General features: G+C 51.3%; 19 protein-coding genes. 7 read left to right on the forward strand and 12 right to left on the reverse strand.

Going from position 1 to position 21,365, the window contains the following annotated elements; all coding sequences use genetic code 11:
• Positions 1 to 3: 3 nt before the first annotated feature.
• Together EOE67_RS04135 and EOE67_RS04140 are read right to left on the reverse strand one after the other, a co-directional pair.
• Positions 4 to 1,353: a class II 3-deoxy-7-phosphoheptulonate synthase gene (locus EOE67_RS04135; protein ID WP_127697787.1), complete on the reverse strand. Its 1,350-nt coding sequence runs from the start codon at positions 1,351 to 1,353 to the stop codon at positions 4 to 6.
• A 210-nt stretch (positions 1,354 to 1,563) separates the two neighbouring features.
• A complete protein-coding gene (locus tag EOE67_RS04140; RefSeq protein ID WP_127697788.1) occupies positions 1,564 to 2,037 on the reverse strand; it encodes a low molecular weight protein-tyrosine-phosphatase in 474 nt (157 codons plus the stop codon).
• Positions 2,038 to 2,186: 149 nt separating this feature from the next.
• Here EOE67_RS04140 and EOE67_RS04145 point away from each other — a divergent pair, with 149 nt between their 5' ends.
• From EOE67_RS04145 to EOE67_RS04155, 3 genes are read left to right on the forward strand one after another with little or no spacing between them, the layout of a single operon-like run.
• Positions 2,187 to 3,095 (forward strand): AAA family ATPase, encoded by a 909-nt coding sequence (locus tag EOE67_RS04145; RefSeq protein WP_127697789.1) that lies wholly within the window; start codon positions 2,187 to 2,189, stop codon positions 3,093 to 3,095.
• Entirely contained in the window at positions 3,083 to 4,009 is a 927-nt protein-coding gene (locus EOE67_RS04150) for a DUF58 domain-containing protein (RefSeq protein WP_127697790.1), read from the forward strand. The genes EOE67_RS04145 and EOE67_RS04150 overlap by 13 nt, the downstream gene beginning before the upstream one ends.
• Positions 4,003 to 5,946 carry a transglutaminase TgpA family protein gene (locus tag EOE67_RS04155; RefSeq protein WP_127697791.1) on the forward strand — a complete coding sequence of 648 codons (1,944 nt, stop codon included), beginning with the start codon at positions 4,003 to 4,005 and terminating at the stop codon, positions 5,944 to 5,946. The genes EOE67_RS04150 and EOE67_RS04155 overlap by 7 nt, the downstream gene beginning before the upstream one ends.
• A gap of 15 nt (positions 5,947 to 5,961) precedes the next feature.
• Here the strand turns inward: EOE67_RS04155 and EOE67_RS04160 are convergent, their stop codons facing one another.
• The 4 genes from EOE67_RS04160 to htpX form a co-directional block, all read right to left on the reverse strand.
• Positions 5,962 to 6,201, reverse strand: a complete 240-nt coding sequence (locus EOE67_RS04160) for a TIGR02647 family protein (RefSeq protein WP_068063138.1) — start codon at positions 6,199 to 6,201, stop codon at positions 5,962 to 5,964.
• A gap of 62 nt (positions 6,202 to 6,263) precedes the next feature.
• A complete protein-coding gene (locus tag EOE67_RS04165) occupies positions 6,264 to 6,821 on the reverse strand; it encodes a lipid-binding SYLF domain-containing protein (protein WP_127697792.1) in 558 nt (185 codons plus the stop codon).
• 9 nt (positions 6,822 to 6,830) lie between these two features.
• Complete coding sequence (locus tag EOE67_RS04170) at positions 6,831 to 10,220, reverse strand: S41 family peptidase (protein WP_127697793.1); 3,390 nt, start codon at positions 10,218 to 10,220, stop codon at positions 6,831 to 6,833.
• 224 nt (positions 10,221 to 10,444) lie between these two features.
• Positions 10,445 to 11,320 carry a protease HtpX gene (htpX, locus tag EOE67_RS04175; protein WP_127697794.1) on the reverse strand — a complete coding sequence of 292 codons (876 nt, stop codon included), beginning with the start codon at positions 11,318 to 11,320 and terminating at the stop codon, positions 10,445 to 10,447.
• 214 nt (positions 11,321 to 11,534) lie between these two features.
• Between htpX and pepE the strand changes: the two genes are divergently transcribed.
• Complete coding sequence (pepE, locus tag EOE67_RS04180) at positions 11,535 to 12,242, forward strand: dipeptidase PepE (RefSeq protein ID WP_127697795.1); 708 nt, start codon at positions 11,535 to 11,537, stop codon at positions 12,240 to 12,242.
• Here the strand turns inward: pepE and bioD are convergent, their stop codons facing one another.
• Genes bioD through bioB form a run of 4 tightly spaced genes read right to left on the reverse strand, consistent with a single transcriptional unit; the run spans position 12,243 to position 16,046 of the window.
• Positions 12,243 to 12,917 (reverse strand): dethiobiotin synthase, encoded by a 675-nt coding sequence (gene bioD / locus EOE67_RS04185; protein ID WP_127697796.1) that lies wholly within the window; start codon positions 12,915 to 12,917, stop codon positions 12,243 to 12,245.
• A 1-nt stretch (position 12,918) separates the two neighbouring features.
• Complete coding sequence (gene bioC / locus EOE67_RS04190; protein ID WP_127697797.1) at positions 12,919 to 13,803, reverse strand: malonyl-ACP O-methyltransferase BioC; 885 nt, start codon at positions 13,801 to 13,803, stop codon at positions 12,919 to 12,921.
• Positions 13,803 to 14,957, reverse strand: a complete 1,155-nt coding sequence (locus EOE67_RS04195; RefSeq protein WP_127697798.1) for an aminotransferase class I/II-fold pyridoxal phosphate-dependent enzyme — start codon at positions 14,955 to 14,957, stop codon at positions 13,803 to 13,805. The genes bioC and EOE67_RS04195 overlap by 1 nt, the downstream gene beginning before the upstream one ends.
• Before the next feature lie 33 nt (positions 14,958 to 14,990).
• A complete protein-coding gene (gene bioB / locus EOE67_RS04200; protein WP_127697799.1) occupies positions 14,991 to 16,046 on the reverse strand; it encodes a biotin synthase BioB in 1,056 nt (351 codons plus the stop codon).
• 129 nt (positions 16,047 to 16,175) lie between these two features.
• On the opposite strand from bioB, the gene bioA reads away from it, so the two are divergent.
• The gene (gene bioA, locus EOE67_RS04205) at positions 16,176 to 17,471 is read left to right on the forward strand and encodes an adenosylmethionine--8-amino-7-oxononanoate transaminase (protein ID WP_127697800.1); all 1,296 of its coding nucleotides are present in this window, start codon (positions 16,176 to 16,178) and stop codon (positions 17,469 to 17,471) included.
• A 43-nt stretch (positions 17,472 to 17,514) separates the two neighbouring features.
• On the opposite strand, the gene EOE67_RS04210 is transcribed toward bioA, so the two are convergent.
• The gene (locus tag EOE67_RS04210; RefSeq protein ID WP_127697801.1) at positions 17,515 to 17,889 is read right to left on the reverse strand and encodes a hypothetical protein; all 375 of its coding nucleotides are present in this window, start codon (positions 17,887 to 17,889) and stop codon (positions 17,515 to 17,517) included.
• 118 nt (positions 17,890 to 18,007) lie between these two features.
• Between EOE67_RS04210 and asnS the strand changes: the two genes are divergently transcribed.
• Positions 18,008 to 19,408 (forward strand): asparagine--tRNA ligase, encoded by a 1,401-nt coding sequence (gene asnS / locus EOE67_RS04215; RefSeq protein WP_127697802.1) that lies wholly within the window; start codon positions 18,008 to 18,010, stop codon positions 19,406 to 19,408.
• A 113-nt stretch (positions 19,409 to 19,521) separates the two neighbouring features.
• Here asnS and EOE67_RS04220 read toward each other — a convergent pair whose 3' ends face one another.
• Positions 19,522 to 20,295: a 4'-phosphopantetheinyl transferase family protein gene (locus tag EOE67_RS04220; protein ID WP_127697803.1), complete on the reverse strand. Its 774-nt coding sequence runs from the start codon at positions 20,293 to 20,295 to the stop codon at positions 19,522 to 19,524.
• A gap of 160 nt (positions 20,296 to 20,455) precedes the next feature.
• Here EOE67_RS04220 and EOE67_RS04225 point away from each other — a divergent pair, with 160 nt between their 5' ends.
• Complete coding sequence (locus tag EOE67_RS04225; protein ID WP_127697804.1) at positions 20,456 to 21,247, forward strand: MipA/OmpV family protein; 792 nt, start codon at positions 20,456 to 20,458, stop codon at positions 21,245 to 21,247.
• Positions 21,248 to 21,365 lie beyond the last annotated feature (118 nt).

A 21,365-nucleotide genomic window follows, 5' to 3' on the forward strand; every position in this document is an offset into this window, starting at 1 on the left:
TGGTTATTTACGAACGCTTTGCAGAGTATCCGCGATTAAAAACGCTAATTCCAGTACCTGATCAGCATTTAACCTTGGGTCGCACTGCGTCAGGTAACGTTTGCTTAAATCGTTCTCCGACAAACCATAAGCGCCGCCGGTACATTCGGTGACATGCTCGCCGGTCATCTCCAGATGAATACCGCCAGCATGGCTGCCTTCGGCCTGATGCACCTGGAAGAAATTCCGGATCTCACGCAAAATCGCTTCAAAATCACGGGTTTTATAGTCGTTGCTGGCTTTGACGGTATTGCCGTGCATCGGATCTGAACTCCAGACCACTTTGCGGCCTTCGCGCTGCACGCGGCGCACTAACGCCGGTAATTTATCGGCTAATTTGTCTGCGCCCATCCGGGTGATCAGCGTCAACCGTCCCGGGATATTTTCAGGGTTTAACTGGTCAATCAGCCGGATCAGATCCAGCTCGTCCATACCAGGGCCAACTTTTACGCCAATTGGGTTGTGAATGCCGCGGAAGAATTCGATATGTGCGTGATCCAGCTGCCGGGTGCGTTCGCCAATCCACACCATATGCGCCGAACAGTCGTACCACAATCCTGTTAATGAATCGCGGCGGGTTAAGGCTTCTTCGTAGTTCAGCAACAAGGCTTCGTGCGAGGTATAAAGCGTGGTTTCGCGAATTGATGGTGAATTTTGCGCGCTGATGCCGCAAATTTCCATAAAACGCAGCGCTTCCTGAATACGCTGCGCGATATCCTGATAACGGCCTTTCAGTGGGTTCGACTCGACAAAACCCATATTCCAGCGGCTAACCTGATGTAAATCAGCCAAACCGCCCTGGGCAAAAGCCCGCAACAGGTTCAGCGTTGACGCCGAATGATGGTACGCCGTCAATAACCGGTTTGGATCCGGCTTGCGGGCGGCGGCATTAAATTCAAAACTATTGACGATATCACCGCGATAACTTGGGTGACTAACGCCATCGATGGTTTCTAAATCGCTGGAACGTGGTTTGGCATATTGACCCGCCATCCGCGCGACTTTCACCACCGGACAACCACCGGCAAAGGTCAGTACCACCGCCATTTGCAATAACACTTTAAAGGTATCGCGAATTTTAGGCGCATTAAAGTTACTAAAGCTCTCCGCACAATCGCCACCTTGCAGTAAGAAGGCTTTGCCTTCGGCCACCTGGCCTAACTGACTAAAGAGATCACGGGTTTCCTGAGCGAATACCAAAGGCGGAAACGAATGCAGCTGTTGCTCCACGTTTGCCAATAAGGTCAGGTCATCGTAAGAAGGTTGTTGTTGGATGGGAAGTGCTCGCCAACTTTGAGGCGTCCAGGTGTTCACGTTGTGTATCCTATTAAGGTTATGATCGGTGCTAATAAATGGGTTATTAAATTCACTTTGGCTGTTAATCCGCAGACAAAGTAAATTTATTAGCGGCCAATTTCAATCGCTAAATGAGGTTCTATAGCAATTTAGCCGTCTATAGCTGAATTATTAGCCAAAATAGCGCTCAGTAGCGGCTGCCTTTACGACTTTGCAGCAGCTTTGCAGCTACTTTTTCCCAAGCTGTGCTTGCTGTTGTAGCGACACCAGTAACTGCTCGCAGCTGGTTTGGATCATCTGCAGCACCAGTTCAAAGCCCCGGATCCCACCGTAATATGGGTCCGGCACTTCCTGTTGCCTGGCAAAATCCGGGTGATAACTCATCAGCAATTTCAGTTTATGCTGCTGCTCGGGTGGACAACGACGTTTTAGCGCCGCCAGATTTTCCAGATCCATCGCCAGAATTAAATCGTAATAAGCAAAGTCAGCGCTTTGCACCGGTCTGGACTGAATGCCTTTAAAGTTATAGTCGCTGGCGGCATTGATACTTCTCGGATCCGGCGCCGCCCCTTTGTGACTGGCGCTGGTACCGGCCGACTCGACTTCGCAGCGGAAGTTTTCGGCAGCGGCCAATTGACGAAAAACCGCATGGGCAGTTGGTGAGCGGCAAATATTGCCAAGGCAAACAAAGAGTAATTTCATCGACGGCGATCCCTCATGACAGAGCGGCCAGTATACGAACTTTAGACTCTGTTGCCAAAAATTAACCAGCAAATTTAGCCGCAGTCGCAGCTGTTTTTGCTAAGCTGGCAGATAACAGCGTTTTCGCCAGCCACTTAGACAGGTGTTCAGTGCATACAGAAATTCAGCTCGTCGAACAACAACTTAACCGGATTATCTTAGGTAAACCGCAGCAAATCCGACTGGCGCTCACTTGCTTGCTGGCTGAAGGGCATTTGCTGCTGGAAGATTTACCTGGCATGGGTAAAACCACCCTCGCCCATGCGCTGGCCGAAAGTCTTGGTTTAAGTTACCGCCGGGTGCAGTTTACCAGCGATTTATTGCCGGCCGATTTAACCGGTTTCAGCATTTTTGATGCCCGCTCACAGCAATTTAGTTTCCAGCCCGGCCCGGTTTTCAGCCAGGTGCTGCTGGCCGATGAAATTAACCGCGCCAGTCCAAAAACCCAAAGTGCGTTGTTAGAAGCGATGGAAGAACATCAGGTATCGGTAGATGGGGAAACCAGGCCGTTACCAGCACCATTTTTTGTCATCGCCACGCAAAACCCGTTGTTTCACAGTGGCACCAATGCGTTACCGGAATCACAACTCGACCGGTTTCTGATCCGACTGAGTCTGGGGTTCCCCGACCGCGACGCCGAATTACAGCTACTGCAACAAGACTGCAGCGCCAGCCAACATAAAATAGTGCCGGCGTTACTCAGTACCGAGCGCTTAATTGCTTTGCAGCAACAAATTCCCAAGCAGCAAATCAGCAATGAGGTGCTGGGGTATGTGCTGGATTTAATCGGCCACAGCCGCAAACGTAGTGACATGTTGCCGCTTTCGCCACGCGCCGCCAAAGGCCTGGTACGCGCCGCCAAAGCTTATGCATTTTTACAGCAACGTAGTTTTGTCACTGCTGACGATATTCAGGCGGTTTTTCCGGCCGTGGCCGAACATCGGTTACAACCAAGGCAGCAACAACAATTTGCCGGCCTTGCCCAGCAACTGTTGCTGGAAACGCCATGTTTGGTTTGACCTTACAACAACCAAAACGCTGGTTTAAACAACGTATGTGGCAGTGGCTGGCAAAACGTCAGCCCGCTGCGACGACGCTGAAACTACAGCAACGGTTTTTGTTTGTGTTTCCAACCAGCTATGGGTTTTCCCTGCTTGGGTTAGTTTTATTGTTGTATCTGCTTGGTACTAACTACCAAAACAATCTGATTTTGCTGCAAAGTTACTTTTTAGTCGGCTTGCTGCTTCTAAGTATCATACTGAGTTTTCGTAACCTCAGTGGCTTGACCCTAAGTGTAACCGCTGCCCCAGCCGTGTTTCAGGGCGAGGACATCAGCATCACGCTGCAGCTATCACAGCCACAACAACGGCAGCAAATTTTGTTTCAGCTGGGTGATTTCTCACTGCTTTGCCCACAATTACCCGGCACTGTATTGCTCAAACTGCCCGCCACCAGCCGTGGCTATTATCAGCTGCCAAGAATTGCCGTCAGTACCGTCCATCCATTTGGACTGGTGCGCTGCTGGTGTTATCCGTTATTACAGCAACATTATTGGGTGTATCCGAAACCGCAACATCAGGACAACTATCTGCCACCTGATGCCGATGCCGGCGAATTGCAATGGTCGCATTTAAGCCCCTATCAGGCGGGCGATCCACTACAGCGCATCGACTGGAAGCGGCTGGCCCGCCAGCCACAGCAGCCGGTGGTCAAAGTGTTCAGCAATGTGTTGCCGGAGCAACAACGCGTGCTGATCTTGCCGCCGCTGACCGGCGTCGCTTTGGAAATAGCGCTGTCGGATCTGTGTGCGCAAATTATTGAACTCAGTCAGGCTCGACAACCTTATGCCTTGCAGTTACCCAAGCAACTGATTGAATTTGGGACTGGACCTGATCATCGTCGTCGTTGCCTGGAGGCGCTCACTTTATGCTGAACAGTCCTCTACAGCTGCGGTTGTGGCTGGTGCAACTGGCGTTACTGATGCTGTTAGCTGATGCTTTTGTGCTGTGGAGTCTGGGCATTTATGCCATGTTGTTACTGGCAAAATTGCCACAACTATTCTCGCCGCAGCCGCAATCCTTAAGACCGGTCTGGAGTTTAACGCTGTCGAATGTGATGGCGACGCTGATTGTCACTGCGCTGCTGCTGTTTAACCTGAGCGGTGGCTTATTGCACCTGATGATCCATTTTTTATTGCTGGCGGCGATATTGCGGTTATTGGGGTTTCGAAGCAACGACCTGGCTGACTTTCGCCAACTGAACTGGGTGCATTATTTTCTGATCGCCTGTTGCTTTATCCTGAATCAGTCCTTGGCGATGGCGTTGTTGAATTTTGCGTTATTGCTGCTGCAGCTGTCCTGCCACTATTTGGGTTTTGCCGCCAGCAACAGCCGCCTGCCGCTCAACCATGCACTGAAACTATCTTTGTGGTTTGTGCCGCTGTGGCTGGGGTTATTTTTGGTGTTCCCGCGGTTGTCACCGTTGTGGCAACTTCCGATCAGCCAACAAGCCAGTACCGGGCTCGGTGACGAGCTCAACCCCGGTAGCATCGAGCAACTGGTTGAAAGTGATGAATTGGCATTTCGGGTCGAATTTAATGGCGCCAGGCCGGGTGCGGCAGAACTGTATTGGCGGGCACGGATTTACGATCAGTTTGACGGCCGCAGTTGGCGGCGATCAGACCGGGCAGAACCCGCCAGTTTTGCTGGCTTGCGCGCCCCGCCAGCACTAACACTGAGCTACCGGCTGGTGGCGGAACCCCATCAGCAACGGCATTTGTTCAGTTTAGGGATTCCGCTGCAGGTGCCTGGTGATCTGCGGTTGAATACGCTGGGCTTATTATCAACCCGTCAGCCACTGAGTCAACGCACCAGTTTCAGTCTGACCAGTGCGCTGTTGCCGTTGCCAGCAGAGCCCGCGCTGGCGCAATACCTGGCGCTGCCGGACGGTAACCCACAAACCAGGGCGCTGGCGGCAAAACTGGCCAATGAAGCACAATCACCGCAGGCGTTGGTCGCGTTGATTGGTCAGCACTTACAACAAGGTTATCGTTATACGCTGACACCGCCGCTATTGACCGGAGAGCAAATCGATCAGTTTTTATTTGAAAGTCAGGCTGGTTTTTGTAGCCATTATGCTTCGGCCAGCAGTTTTATCTTGCGCGCAGCTGGCGTCCCCAGCCGGATAGTCGGTGGCTACCTTGGTGGCGAATGGCGGGATAACGGCAGTTATTTACAGGTGCGCCAACGTGATGCCCACGCCTGGGTCGAATATTTGCAAGATGGTCAGTGGCGACGTTTTGATCCAACGCTGATGGTCGAACCTGACCGGCTTCACAGCACTTTGGATCAACTGTTATCCGCGGCGGAGTTGTTAAGATTGCAAGGTAATTGGGCGCAGCGGATGGACTGGAGCAAACGGCTGCTACAACAACTGGAAGACTTAGATTATTACTGGTCACGTTGGGTATTGGGGTTTGACACCGATCGGCAACAGGATTTATTAACGACGCTGAAACAGTGGCTACAACAACTCCAGCAGCTAGACTGGCGTTTTTTACTGCAGCTGTTGCTGCTGACGTTGACCTTGCCGTTATTGTGGCTGGCATTTCATCGCTGGCAGCAGAAACGCCGGCAACCCATACCGCAGTGGCTACAACAGCAATTACAGCCGTTTGCCCGTAAAGCACCAGAGCTGACCATGCAGCAGTTTTTCCGGCAGTTAGCCGAGTTGTTTCCGCAGGCGAAGGCCGAGATTAGCGCGGTGGATGACAGTTATCAGCGGTTGATGTTTGCTGAAGAAACAACTGTTTTGCCGCAGTTAAAACGGCAGACAAAACAGTTGCGACAAGCGTTACGACGACCCACTTAACCAGGCGACTAAAGGCTATTCACCGGCGGACAGGATCCGCAGTGCCGTCTGCACATGCTCGGCACAGTGCCTGCCAAGATCAGTGAGGTAACCGCCGTCTTCATGGGTGACCAGGCCTTTTTTGTAAAGTCTGGCCACAGCCGCCAGACTTTCCGGATCTGCAGATTTATGGGCTTTAATCCCTTCCAGACTCGTATCGAGATTAAATAAATTCAAAATCCGGATCTCAGCATTTAATTCGGCATTAACTGGCATATCGACTCCTTTAAATGATTGCAGTTCAACCATAGCCGCAGCAGGCGGCAAATGGCAAGCAATTAATTCAGTGCATCGTCACGCCAGAATTTAGTGCCTTTAATCGTCGCCTGTAATGCTAAACCAGATTCAGTCAGCTGATAAATGGTGATGTTATCGACGGTAATTTCACCGCCAATCGCATCCCCTTTATCTTTGGCTTTAGCTGCAGCGTCCAGCTGGCCGCCAAAAGCCCAACCATGATCAACAAAACGATTGAGCGCTTCTGGGGTATGGAACACAAATACCAGCCGGTAATCTTTGGCGCCGATGCCAAGACCAACCCCAACCTCACCCATTTTCATATAGGTCACAGCACCATTGTTGCTGTGCACCACACCATAACCGCCACCGGCGCTGGCGAAAATCAGATTGATGTTGGCGTTACTGAACACCGCATATCCGGCCGCACGTTCGATGGTATCGGCGGCATAAGGTTTGTCCCGATACAGCGCATTTAAGGTGTTGGCGCGCATGTTTTCAATCGACTGGCGCTGCTGCGCCACGGTTTTGCCCTGATGACTGGCACAACCGCTCAGCAGCAACATCACAGAGATGCATAGGGTAAGCATGAACTTCATGGTGGTTTCCTATTTTATAGTTTTTGGACCTGTCGCATCGGCTGCGCTACCTGCTGGTAACGGCAATGCCTGCATTTTGACCGGCGGAACTTGTTTAAGTTGCTGTTGCAAATAACTAATTGCTGCAACTAATTGTGCATCATGCCCGTTAAATGTTGCCAAAGGCAAATTTTCCACTACCAGATCCGGGCTCACGCCACGCCCTTCAATCAGCCAACGCCCATCCATCGCGTGCTGCGCCGTTTCCGCAACACGGGCCACGCCGTAGTCACTCAGCAGATTGCGACCTGACAGCCAAACACCAGCGCCCGCGGTCTGTTTGCCAATCAATTTGCCAAGCCCCAGAGTTTTAATGCCTGCGGCAAAAGTCTCGCCATCGGAATACGTCAGCTCATCGGTTAGCACCACCAACTGGCCATTAAAGCTTTGTTGCATATTGGGATAAGCTTTGCCCCGCACCGGTTGCCAGAACGCCCAGGCACGGCGCAGCAGCTTTTCAATCAGGATACTGTCGATATTGCCGCCTCGGTTACGACGCACATCGATAATCAAACCTGGTTTTTCCAGTTGGGCATAAAAATCACGGGCAAAACCGGCCAGATCCGGCGGCGTCATCGCATTGAGATGCAGATAACCAAGCTGCTGTTTGCTCAGGCTGGCGACCTGTTGCTGATTGGTCTGCACCCAATGGCTGTAGCGCAGCATGGTTTCCTGCTGCGGCGAAATGGCTTCGACGACAGTTTGCAGCACCGATCCCTGACGTTTGAGTGTCAGCAGTACTTGTTTACCTTGTTGTTGCAACAACGCCTGATGATAAGAAGCTGCATCCGTGACCGCCTGACCGTTTACAGCAAGGATTTGGTCACCCGCTTTGGCATCAACACCGGCTTTGGCCAATGGCGCTGCCAGCAAAGGTAAATCCGGGTCGGTTCGGTAGATTTGGTTAATCCAGACGGCATTATCGGCAAAACGCAGCTGCGCGCCTAAAGTCGCTTGTACTACCTGCTCCAGCGGTTTTGCAAAATCATTGCCACGCACCTGCGAATGCAGTGCATCCAATTCGCCCATCATCTGACTGAATAAATCATCCAGCTCGTAGCGGTCGCGCACCCGGTTTAACAGCGGCTGATAGCGCTTTTTACTGGCTTGCCAGTCCACACCACGCATGGCGGGGTCAAACAACGAATCACGGTGCATGATCCAGGCATCATTAAACATCTGTTGCCATTCAGCAGCGGGTTGCAGTGAAATACTCAAATCTTTGGTCGCTAACGCTTTGCCTTGCAGATTATCCGGCGCCTTGGCTGCGGCATCCAGCAACAATAAATCGGTTTGTTCCGGCGTTGGCTTTTTGCTTAACAGCAGCTGTTTACCGTCATGACTTAATGAAAAATCGACCACCTGTTCACTGAAAGTGGCGGTGTCAGGTTTGAGCGCGTCAATCGCCACGGTTTTCAGTGTTCCGGTATTGGCACCTTGGGCTGAGTCCAGTAAAAACAGGAACTTATCATTGAGCTCCAGCTTTTGATAATTGCCGGCTGCGACCGGAATTGGATACAGCTGGCCAGGCAATTGCGCTAACGGTATTGCTGCGGCTTTGGCTGGTTTGGCATCATCTTTCGCTGCCGCTGCATTTGGCAAAGGACTTGGCAAGGAACTCAGTTCATTCGGCGCTAAAAATGGCTGTTTGGCACCTTGGGTTAACGCCAACGCGTAGACCTGCGTTCTTTTATCAAAGGCCGGCCCCATATTACGATCGCCCCAAGGCGATGCCGGACTGGCTTCAAACTGGCGCTGCGATAAAAAATACAACCAATTGCCATCCGGGCTAAAGGCCGGACTAAAGGACGAATAATTTTCGGTGGTCAGCAATTGGCTTTGTTTTGATTGCAGCTGATACAACATCAACTGTGGCCGTTCGCGGTCTTTGTGTTCAAAGGTAAAGGCTAATTGTTGGCTGTCACTCGACCAGACAATATTTGGATAAGGGGATAATCCGGAGCCGTCTTGATAAATCAGCTGATTGGTTCCCGATTGCAGATCCAGCAACCACAAATGACCGGCTTTATCATCATGCGCTAAATAACGGCCATCCGGCGATGGATACAAGCCCCAGCGAAAGGTGTTGCCATCTTTGGTCAGCTGCTTTGCCCCGGCACTGCCATCAGCGGCAAAGCGCCAGATTTCGTTCTCACCGGACTGGTCATTAATCGCATAGACAAATTTGCCGTCGGGGCTTAATACTGCACTTCTGGAGCGACTGGTGTCTTTGGTGGCAATAGTCACAGCGCGGCGTGGTGGTTTACTCAGCACCGCCAGTTTGCCGCGCACCGTTACCACGGCTTTTTCGGCTTTACCCGCCAAACTGGCCGACGTCAGATAAGTCAGCGGTTTATCAATAAAACGCTGGCGCTGATAAGGTGCATCGGAGCGTAACGTCAGCTGCAGTTTTTGTGGTTTTGCGCCTGCAGCACTGTTCAGTGCCAGCTGATAGATGTCAGCGCCTAACTGGTAAACCGCATGATCGCCATCAACCCGGAAACTACGCAGCTGAAAATCCTGCTCGGCAGTGATAGCTTTGCCAGCTGCACCATCCAAATCAAACTGCCAAACATTCGGATTGCCAGAGGCATCGCTGACCAACAGGATTTTATCGCGCCATAATTGCACTTGGCGTACTGAACCAACATGATCCGCTGCCAGCCGGGTCGCTTCTGTTTTGCTACCTAAATTACCGTCTAAATTGCCGTCTAAATTGCCGTCTAAATGATACCGCCACAGCTGACCCATGGCGCCGCCGCGATACACGCGAGCATTGTCGCCGGTCAGTTGCAGGCCATATCGAATGAAATACAGGTACTCGCCTTTGGCATCGATGACACCTTCCACCGCATCGGCCAGGGGCAAGGTTTCCGTTTCGAGCGTCTCTGGATCCACCATTTTCAGCAGCCATCGGTTGGCCGGGCCAACCTGATGGTCGGTGCTGTACAAAATTTTACCGTCGGCGGTCCAGCCTTGCACTTTCACTTTGCTGTTTTCAAAACTAACCCGTTTGGGCAAACCACCGTCTTTACTCAGCACATAGACTTCGCTGACGCCATCGTAATTGGCCTGATAAGCCAACCATTGTCCGTCCCTCGACCACTGCGCATTGATTTCTTCTGCCGGATGAGTGGTCAGTCTTTGCGCTGGAGAGGTTGAGCCAAGCTGCTGCAACCACAAATCGCCCTCAGCGGTAAACACCAGTTGATCCAGATGCAAAGCCGGCGCCCGGTAATAACCCTGTTGCTGCGAGGCCAAGGCTGGCAAAGCAGCCAGACAACAAAGCACAGTGACCGATAACTTAAACACCGGTGACGACAATTTAATCGAGGGTAAAGACAACGCAAACCTGGCCATGTTGCTGATCCAACTGAGTGAAAAGTCCATCAACATAACAAAGCATTGACAACTCCTACAGTCACCAGCGGACAAAACTCGTTCAACGGCAGGGATTTAACGTTTAAATTCTGTGCACAGTGCAACATTGGGGCGAAAAAAAGGGCCGCTACTGCGACCCTGAACGGTTGAGAACTGTGCCCACGCCAGCTGAAAAGCCCGGCGGATCAAGTGACTTCAATAAATTAAAAACCTGATCTTAAAGCCGCAATCCGTTTTTCCAGCGGCGGGTGACTCATAAAGAGTTCCGAAGCGGCCGGTTTGTTGGCAATACCAAACGCCATCATTGACCCTTCTAACTGGCTTTCATGGTTGTTGCGCAGGCGTTCCAGCGCTGCAATCATTTTATCCGCACCCACTAACTTGGCCGCACCGGCATCGGCGCTGTATTCACGTTTGCGCGAGAACCACATCACGATGATGCTGGCCAGCACGCCAAAAATCATTTCCAGTACAAACACTGTGGCCATATAAGCCAAACCGCCCTGCGCCGGTTCTTCGCTATCGCTGCTGCGGGTAGCGTTGGAAATTGCACCGGCAATCAACCGCGCCATGAAAATCACGAAGGTATTGACCACACCCTGGATCAGCGTCAGCGTCACCATATCGCCATTAGCAACGTGCGAAATTTCATGCGCCAACACCGCTTCTACTTCATCTTCGCGCATATTGCGCAGTAAGCCGGTACTCACGGCAACCAACGAGCTATTGCGGCTCATACCGGTGGCAAAGGCATTCATTTCCGGTGAATCATAAATGGCAACTTCCGGCATTTTAATGCCCGCTTTGGCCGACTGGTTTTTCACAGTGGTAAATAACCATTGTTCAGTCGCGTTACGCGGTTGTTCAATAACAACAGCGCCGGTTGAGCGTTTGGCCATCCATTTTGACATCGCCAGTGAAATAAATGAGCCACCAAAACCAAACACCGCGGCCAGCGTTAATAATCCACCCATGCTGTTGCGGCTGATGCCAAATACCGAAAAGACGATACTCAGCACAATAGACAACACCAGCATCACTGCTAAGTTTGTCAATAAAAACAGCATTATACGTTTCATGTTTACCTCTTTACTTCTGATGTTAAGACCAGCATATTTAAAATTCCTGTCCTTACTATATGGTCTGATTTTTGATTTTCAATGTCGCCTCCACCACGATTTGTAAGCGGAAGTGTCACCGTCATGCCAAAGCCGCCAGCAAAACCTATGATGACCCCTGCTGCAATCCCGCCAGCGCTGCCGTAGAATGCAGCAAACTTTCCCGGAGTTCTTTATGCAGTTATTACTTTTAAGTTCATCCCGTGCTGATAACAGCGACTATTTAGCACCAGGTCTTGCTCAAATTACTGAAATTCTTGGCGATATCCAGCGGGTATTATTTATCCCCTACGCCGGTGTTAGTGTCGGTTACGATGCTTATCAGCAGATGGTTCAATCTGCGCTCGGGACTATCGGGATCACGGTGGATAGCATTCATCAGTTTGAAAACCCAGCATTGGCAGTGGCCGAAGCACAGGCGATCGTGATTGGTGGCGGCAATACCTTTCACTTGCTGCACCAACTGTATCAACATCAGCTGATTGAATTAATTCGTGAAAAAGTAACTGCGGGCACGCCTTATATCGGCTGGAGCGCAGGCTCGAACCTTGCTGGACAAAGTATCCGCACCACCAACGATATGCCGATCATTGAACCACCGTCATTTAATGCACTGAATTTATTACCCTTTCAGCTTAACCCCCATTACACCGACTTTAAACCGGCCGGATTTCATGGCGAAACCCGCGATATGCGGTTAAATGAATTTATGCTGTTAAACCCAACCACGGCTATTTTCGGTTTACCTGAAGGCACCGCGCTGCGCCGCGAAGGCAATCAGCTGCATTATGTTGGCACTGTAACTGGTTATTTGTTTGTTGGTGGCGAAAAAACGCCGGTTGCACCCGGCGCTGATTTATCCGGCTTGTTGCAGCGGCCTTAGCTAACGAAGGCTATGCAGCACTGCATCAGCCAGTTGCAGTGCAATCTGCACTGGCGCATCGCTTTGAAACGGCAATACCGCCAGCCGCGGCCAGGGTAAACGTTGCGTCAGATCCTTGATGTTGTCGTCCAGCAGTAACATCGTAGGATCTATCACATTGGCCACCCACCCCAGCACTGGCACGCCACTGCGTTGTAATTCGCGGGCGGTTAACATGGCATGATTTAAACAACCGAGTTTCATGCCAACCACCAAAATTACCGGTAATTGCTGCTGTATCACCCAGTCGGCGAGATAAAGTTGTTCATTGATTGGCAATAACCAGCCACCAGCGCCTTCAATTAGTCTGATGCTGGCCGGTAACGTGGCAGTTTCAGCCAACTGCTGATCCAGCACTGACAAATCTAGCTCGATGCCTTCATTGGCTGCCGCCAAATGCGGTGCCACCGGTGCTTGCAGCAACAACGGATTCACCAGGTCGTAGGGCAAAGCAATAGCAGATAACGCCTGTAGAATTTTGGCATCGGCGTTTTTGCCATCCCCGTCCACCCCAGCGGCGATAGGTTTTAAGCCAATGGCAGGGATGTTTTGCGCAGCGAAGCCCGTCAATAGCAGGCGACTAACATAGGTTTTACCGGCATCGGTATCAGTGCCGGTGATAAATACGGTTTGCATTTTAGTCTGTTGCGCCCTGTTTGAAGCGAGCTGAACCTGGAACAGTCGCAGCAGCAGCGGGTTTAGTCACCACCAGTTGCAAGACCTGATAACTCAAAGGTAAACCCCTTGCGCCGCGAAACTGCTCATAGTTATTCGCAAAAGCCAACCAGCGCTGTTTGCCCATTAACCCTTGCCCTTGCCGACCTTGTACAAAGTTAGCACCAATCTGTTTAAAACCGCGCGCCAATGCCCGAACATCGGGATAAAACACCTGGTACTGCTTCTGTTCACTGACGATATTCACACCAAGCGGTAGCAACTGCGCCAATAACTCAGTTGCTGCTAACAATTCAAGTTGATGGGCATCGTCATCGACCCCGGCCCAGCTTTGCTGAAACTCCCTCAGCGACCCTTGCACTAAAGTGCTAAGCAGCAGCGTACCGCCTGGTTTTAGCAGCCGGCAAAGTTCGCTGAAAGCTTGTTGCGGTGTCGCACACCATTGCAGCATCAGACTGCTGAAAATCACATCAACACTGCCATCTGGCAGCGGGATCTGACAGACATCGGCCTGGATGTAGCGGCTGGCGCAGCCCAGTGTTTGCGCCTGTGCCAGCATCGCCGCGCTTAAATCGACCGCCCATAATTCGCTGCAATGGTTGACGAGTTGCGGATGATACCAACCAGGGCCACAGCCGACGTCCAGTAACACCTGGTTTTGCTGTACTAAAGAAGGTATCGGCGCTGCGGCGGGCAAAAGAGCAGTCAGATCCAGCGCCACCTGTTGCTGCAAAGTCGCCGCATTGACATAACTGCTGGCCGCTTTATCAAAATGGGCGGCAATCACCGGTGAAAATGACGACAACTTCATCCGGTCCTGTTGTTGTTCGTGTACCATGACAGCCATCACAAAAGCGCCCTTAAACTTTGAAATAACAAGGCTAAATCTGCTTTTTGATGTAACGCTGTTAAGGTAATACGAAGCCGTGCCTGCTGCTGCGGCACCGTTGGCGGACGAATGGCACTGAGCCAAATACCCTGCGCTCTGAGTTGCTCACTCACCACCATGGCCTTGTTGCTGTCGCCAATCAATAACGGCTGAATCGCACTATGAGATGGCAACAACGGCAAATCATATTGTCTTGCCAACTCCTGACAATATTGAATATTTTCAGCCAAACGCTCGCGACGCCACGCATTTATGCGACATAAACGGATACTCTGGGTCATCGCCACCGCCATGGCCGGCGATAACGCGGTGCTGTAAATAAAATGCCGCGCACTTTGGGCTAAATAATCTGCCACCAATTGGGTGGTAGCCAAAAAACCGCCCTGACCGCCGAGCGCTTTACCAAAATTGGCCATCAGACACTGCGCATCTTGAGTCGCCAGACCGGCCTGCACCAGTGACCCAGCACCTTCTGCACCTTGCACACCAATGCCGTGGGCATCGTCCAGTAACAACGGCGCCTGATACTGTTGACTCAACTTCAACAGCGTTGGTAGATCGGGCGAGTCACCATCCATACTAAAGACACCTTCGGTCGCAATGACGGCTGGCGCCTCGTGCTGGCTTTGCAGTAATTTTTGCAGCGAAACTACGTCATTATGCAAAAACCTTTTATAACCACCAGGTAACTGCAAAGCCGCATCAATCATCGAGGCATGGCTGAGTTTATCCAGCAGCAACAGCTCGTCTTCGCCGCAGAGCCCCAATAACATTGCCTGATTGGCAGCAAAACCGGAGCTAAACAGCAGCACCGCTTCAACATTCAGCCAATCACAGATTTCATCACAAAGCGCTTGATGCGGTTTTTGCTGGCCACTGATCAGCGGCGAGCCGGTACTGCCCACGCCAAAGTCGCTGGCGCCTTGTTGCAGCGCTGCGACGACCGCCGGGTCAGCGGATAAGCCCAGGTAATCGTTGCCGGAAAAATTTAAGAACAACTTACCCTGAAAGCTCAGGCTGGAACCTTTGACAGCATCCAGTACTTTGAGTTGGCGCAGCAAGCCTGCCTGTTGGCGCTGTGCCAGCAACGCCTGCATCTGTTCAGCACGCATCAGCAGCGCCTTGCCGGGCAATGATCATGACTATCAGCTGGCAGCATGAAACAACGACGGTGTATTTTGCTCTTTAATCGCATCGGCCATCGCCGCTTCGTAAGCTTCATCCGATACGTCATGACGCTGCTCTGGCACCAAACCAAGTTTGACGAACAGTTGCATATCGGCATCGGCTTCCGGGTTTTCGGTGGTCAGCAGTTTGTCGCCGTAGAAAATCGAATTGGCACCGGCCATAAAACACAGCGCCTGCATTTGTTCATTCATCCGCGAGCGCCCTGCTGATAACCGGACATGGCTTTTTGGCAACATGATGCGGGCAACGGCGATGGTGCGGATAAACTCAAAGCCATCCAAATCTTCAACATTTTCCAGCGGTGTACCGGCCACTTTCACCAACATGTTAATCGGTACACTTTGCGGATGCTCCGGCAAATTGGCAATTTGCATCAACAGCGCAGAGCGGTCATTGGCACTTTCGCCCATGCCGACAATACCGCCACAACAGACTTTCATCCCGGCATCCCGCACATGTGACAGCGTGTCTAACCGGTCTTGATAAGTGCGGGTGGTGATAATTTCGCCATAAAATTCCGGCGAGGTGTCGAGGTTGTGGTTGTAATAATCAAGACCTGCGCCTGCTAGTTCCTGCGCCTGACCGGCATCAAGTTTGCCCAGTGTCATACAGGTTTCCAGACCCATCGCTTTGACGCCTTTGACCATTTCCATGATGTACGGCATATCACGCTGCTTTGGGTTACTCCAGGCGGCGCCCATACAAAAACGGCTGGCGCCTTTGTCTTTAGCCGCTTTGGCTTGAGTCAGCACTTTCTCTACTTCCAGCAAGCGCTCGCGCTCGAGGCCAGTATTGTAGTGGCCGCTTTGTGGGCAATATTTGCAGTCTTCGGCGCAAGCACCGGTTTTGATCGACAACAAAGTACTGATTTGCACTTCGCGTGGATTAAAATTGGCGCGGTGAGTCAGCTGGGCCTGAAACATCAGTTCATGAAAAGGTAACGCAAACAAGGCGTTGACCTGCGATAAAGTCCAGTTATGACGCACTTCTGCATTCGGCATGGTAAAAGACATAGATCCCGGTTTCCTGTGGCGTTTTTGCATTGTAGTTCGAATGATTTGTCGTTAGTCTAACGGCCTGCCCTTTGAAGTCAACGCCAACCAGTTTGCAATGTTTACCACTGGTTATTTATTGAGCAATTTATGGCTATTGATCTGCAATTTGACCGTCAACATATCTGGCATCCCTACACATCGCTAAAAAACCCGTTGCCGGTGTATCCGGTCACTCACGCATCCGGCGTGACACTTTATCTGGAAGACGGCCGTTCGCTGATTGACGGCACGTCCAGCTGGTGGTCGGCGGTACATGGCTATAATCATCCGCAGCTAAACGCCGCCGTCACTGAGCAGCTCAGTAAAATGAGCCATGTGATGTTTGGTGGTATTACCCATCAACCGGCGGTCGATTTAGCTAAGACATTGTTATCGCTGGTGCCGGCGTCCCTTACCAAAGTGTTTTTCGCCGACAGTGGCTCGATAGCAGTAGAAGTGGCGCTGAAAATGGCGTTGCAGTTCTGGCTGGCGCAGGGCAACCCCCATAAAACTAAAATTTTAAGCCTCGCCAAGGCCTATCATGGCGATACTTTTGCTGCGATGGCGGTGTGCGATCCGGATGATGGCATGCACAGCCTGTTTCGCAGTCAGCTCACACCTCAGCTGTTTGCACCGGCGCCACAAAGCCGCTTTGATGGGCTGTGGCGGCCTGAAGATGAAACTTCACTGCGCTGGTTGTTTACTCAACACCATCAGGAAATCGCCGCGATGATCGTCGAGCCCATTTTACAAGGCGCTGGCGGCATGCGGATGTATCACCCGCGTTATCTGCAACTGTGCCGCGAGTTATGTAATGAATTTAATGTGCTGCTGATTTGTGACGAGATTGCCACCGGCTTCGGTCGCACCGGCAGATTATTCGCCTCTGAACACGCAGCTATCGCGCCGGATATTATGTGTGTTGGTAAGGCGCTGAGTGGCGGTTACATCACGCTCGCCGCGACTTTATGCAGTGATCAAGTCGCAAACGGTATTGGTGGCACTTTAATGCATGGACCAACTTATATGGCGAATCCGCTGGCCTGCAGCGTGGCCAATGCCAGTTTGCAAATCATCGCCAGTGGCCAATGGCAAACCCAGGTCAGCGCAATTGAGCAACAACTCAAAACCGAATTAATCGCTGCCAAAAACCTGCCGCAAGTGGCCGATGTACGGGTGCTGGGCGCAGTGGCCGTGCTGGAAATGATGGATACAGTGGATGTGGCGTTATGTCAGCGGCTGTTTGTCGATCTCGGCGTCTGGATCCGCCCCTTTGGCCGGTTGTTGTATCTGATGCCGCCTTTTATCATCAGCCCGCAGGAATTGCGGCAGCTGACCGGTGCCTTACTGCAGGTGGCACAGCAGCCAATTTTTACCAGCCAGCCGCCGTTGCCGGGAGCTTAAATACAGTTGTCGACAGATGCTGAGTTAAAACCAGCGAACCGGCTCAAACCACCTGATATAAATAAGTTAACAAGGCTGCAGACATCGCGAGCAACACCAACACGTTATAGCGCATCCGATCATCGGTACGGCGTAACCGGGCGCGATTAAGCAATAAGCTAAGCAAACTGATCCCACAACACCACCATAGTAAATACAGCAGCTGTGGCGTCAGCTCCGGATGCCAGTATTCACGAACAGAGATGCCCCAGTAACGGACTAAACCAGATTTAAACTCCGGTTTTGCCATATGGGCAAAACCAAGCGCAGCAACAAAAGCGACCCAACCCACAATCGATAAAATACTCAAACTATGTAATAACCAGTCTGGGCCCTTACGGCGATTTTTCGGTGGCAGTGCTGGTTTTTGCTCAGTCAAATCGGGCTTCCTGTCAATTTTTGCTTGTGTTGAAACGCGGCCTGCGTATGATTACACCTCTTTAGCGAAATTCACATCGAAATTCAAACCATTCAAGCAGCAAGTTGGAGCCTATTGCATGACACATGCAGTGATTAAAGATGTTTTGGCCGGCAAATATGCAGTCGGCGACCTAGTTACCATTAAAGGCTGGATCCGCACCCGTCGCGATTCCAAAGCTGGTATTTCTTTCCTCGCCGTACACGACGGCAGCTGTTTTGATGCACTGCAAGCCGTCGCTCCGGCTGAACTGAATAATTACGAAACTGAAATCAAACGCCTGACTACGGCTTGCTCGGTGATTGTCAGCGGCACCATCGCTAAATCTGAAGGCCAGGGCCAATCCTTTGAAATTCAAGCTAATTTGGTTGAAGTTTTAGGTTGGGTCGAAAACCCTGATACCTACCCAATGGCACCAAAACGTCATTCGATGGAATATCTGCGCGAACAGGCACATTTACGCTCACGGACCAACATGGTAGGCGCGATCACCCGCGTGCGCCACTGTCTGGCCCAGGCCATTCACCGCTTCTTCCATGAGCGTGGTTTTTACTGGATCAGCACGCCAATCATTACGGGTGCCGATGCTGAAGGCGCAGGTGAAATGTTCCGCGTCAGTACTTTAGACATGGAAAACCTGCCACGCGATGACAAAGGCAAAGTGGATTACAAACAAGACTTCTTCGGTAAAGAAACCTTTTTAACGGTGTCTGGTCAGCTCAACGTTGAAACCTACGCTTGTGCATTATCGAACGTATACACCTTCGGCCCGACTTTTAGAGCTGAAAACTCTAACACCACCCGTCACTTAGCCGAATTCTGGATGATTGAACCAGAAGTGGCATTTGCCGAACTCAAAGACGTGGCGCAACTGGCCGAAGACATGCTGAAGTATGTGTTTAACGCCGTATTGACCGAGCGCAGCGACGACATGGCATTTTTCGCCGAGCGCGTCGACGACAAAGCCATTAGCCGTCTGCAAGACATCGTCAATTCAAGCTTTGTGCGGATGGATTACACCGATGCGGTGGAAATTCTGAAAACCTGCGGCAAGAAGTTTGATTACCCGGTGGAATGGGGTGTGGATTTACAATCAGAGCACGAACGTTATTTAGCCGAAGTGCATGTTGGCGCGCCGGTTATTCTGCAAAACTATCCAAAAGACATCAAAGCCTTTTATATGCGGATGAACGAAGATGGTAAAACCGTCGCCGCCATGGATATTCTGGCACCAGGCATCGGTGAAATCATCGGTGGTTCACAGCGTGAGGAGCGTTTAGAGCAGCTCGACGCGCGGATGGATGCAATGGGTCTGAATAAAGAAGATTACAGCTGGTATCGTGACCTGCGCCGTTACGGCACAGTACCACATGCTGGTTTTGGTCTGGGCTTTGAGCGTCTGGTGTCTTATGTGACGGGTGTGGGTAACGTACGGGATGTGATTGCCTTCCCACGGACTCCGGGCAATGCAGATTTCTAAGTAAAAAAACCTCGCGACAACAACCTGCTGTCGTTTTTAAGTGAATGCCTGTCTGAAAAAAGATGGGCATTTTTTTTAGCGATTTCCGGGTTCGGATCACAAGCCGGATCATCTTACCTGCTTCTGACTTCGGCAAGTACCTGCACCAATAGCGCTTCGGCCTGATAATCCAGCCAGATTTCCGTGCCTGCACACCATGTTGCTGACCAGTCCACGGTCAGCTGCAGCAAAATCTGCTGACCGGTGACCGCACGTACTTCAGCAGCATGAAACGCCATAATTTGCCGGCAATCGGGGTATAAAGCTTTATATAAAGCTTCTTTGGCGGCAAAAATTAACGTCAACAGCTGCGACTCTGACCACAGTGTCGGACCTTGTTGCTGCAGAACAAATCGCGAACACCAATGCAACTCCACAGAACTCAAAATAGCTGGCCCCAGCTCATTAAATTGCGCCTGCGTCAGCCATTTCTCCAAATCAACCCCCAGTCGATACGCTGGCTTTGCAGCAAGTCCTGCAACCAACTCATTGCCACAGTGTGATAATGAACCTTGCTGATCTGCAGGCCACTGTGGACTGCGATCGGCCGCTGGCAATATCTGCAAAGTGCACAAACCCAGTTGCAGTTGCAGCTGTCGAAGCAATAAACGACCGGCCAGGTATTCCGCCTGACGTTGTGGCACCGCCCGACAAACTTGTGCTGGTAGCACAATGTGGTGCCGCGAGGCTAACCTGACCAGCTCAGGCTGCGGTACAAACTGAGCCCGGCTTACCAGCCAGCCTTGCCAGGTCCAGCTGCGGACGTGCTGCAAAAAACCATCCACCGGTAACTCATTGGGTAAAAAATCATCAGCGACTACTTCGCCTGTGAATAATGTTGTTGTCATCTACTGAGTCCTTTGAATATCTTCAGCGGTAAACGTCGCCATCCATCCGGTATGCCAACGGTTTATCGGCTGACAATGCTGTCAGTCACATGCCAAAGCGCCCCCCGAAGTAGCCGATTACAGTAACACTCCCTGACCACACTTCTGACAAGGAGCTTTTATGTCTGCGATGTTATACCAACCCCGTTTACTGATCCCCAGCCTTGGGATCATCTTCAGCCTGCACAGCCCTGTACTAACCGCAGAACCATGGCAATTCGAAGCCGGTGCCGGTGTTATCAGTCAGCAACAGGTCTGGAAAAAAATGCCAACTGTCACCTCCGCAGTACCGTATTTTTCAGCGAGCAAAGGCCCATGGCGCATTGGCATTGATGGCGGCAATCTCATAAGTTACAGTTTTTATCAGGACGAAGCTTTCCGCCTCTACGCCGGCGTTGGCATCCGCGATAACGGTTATGATGCCGATACCAGCCTGAGCTCTGATTTATCTGACGATCCGGTGTTTAGCGGCTATCAGGCTCCCAATACTGAGATCACCAGCGCCGTTGGATTCAGTTGGCATTGGATTTCACTACAACTAGCACAGCAACTGAACGACGTTCGGACAGCACAAGTTGTTGATTTGGCAATTGAACTACCATTGTACCAACACAACTCCGGCTTACGTTTGATGGCGAACATCGCGGCCAGTTGGATGAACGAAGATTATACCCAACGTATTTATGGCGTTGCACCCGGCAATCAGAATCTAAGCGTGAACCGGCCGGTATTTCAAACCGAAGCTGAAGTGAACTACAGCTTGAATCTCCGTGTTCAATATCCGCTCAGTACACAAACGATGCTGCTTGGCAGTACCGGCGTTACACAGCTGGCCGACAATTTACAAAAAAGTCCGCTTGTCGGCGAAGAGCAAAGCCTCGATGCAATGTTACTGGTGGTATACCGCTTTTAACCGTTGTTGCTGACTTCAGTGCAAAAATCCCGCCTTGTTGCGGGCTTCTGCATTGAAGTCAGCTGTTCGTCTTGCCACCAGACTCATTGCACCTGACACGATGATGCAACCGATCCGC

Source organism: Rheinheimera riviphila (assembly GCF_004005945.1).
In the GTDB taxonomy this organism is placed as follows: Bacteria; Pseudomonadota; Gammaproteobacteria; order Enterobacterales; family Alteromonadaceae; genus Pararheinheimera; species Pararheinheimera riviphila.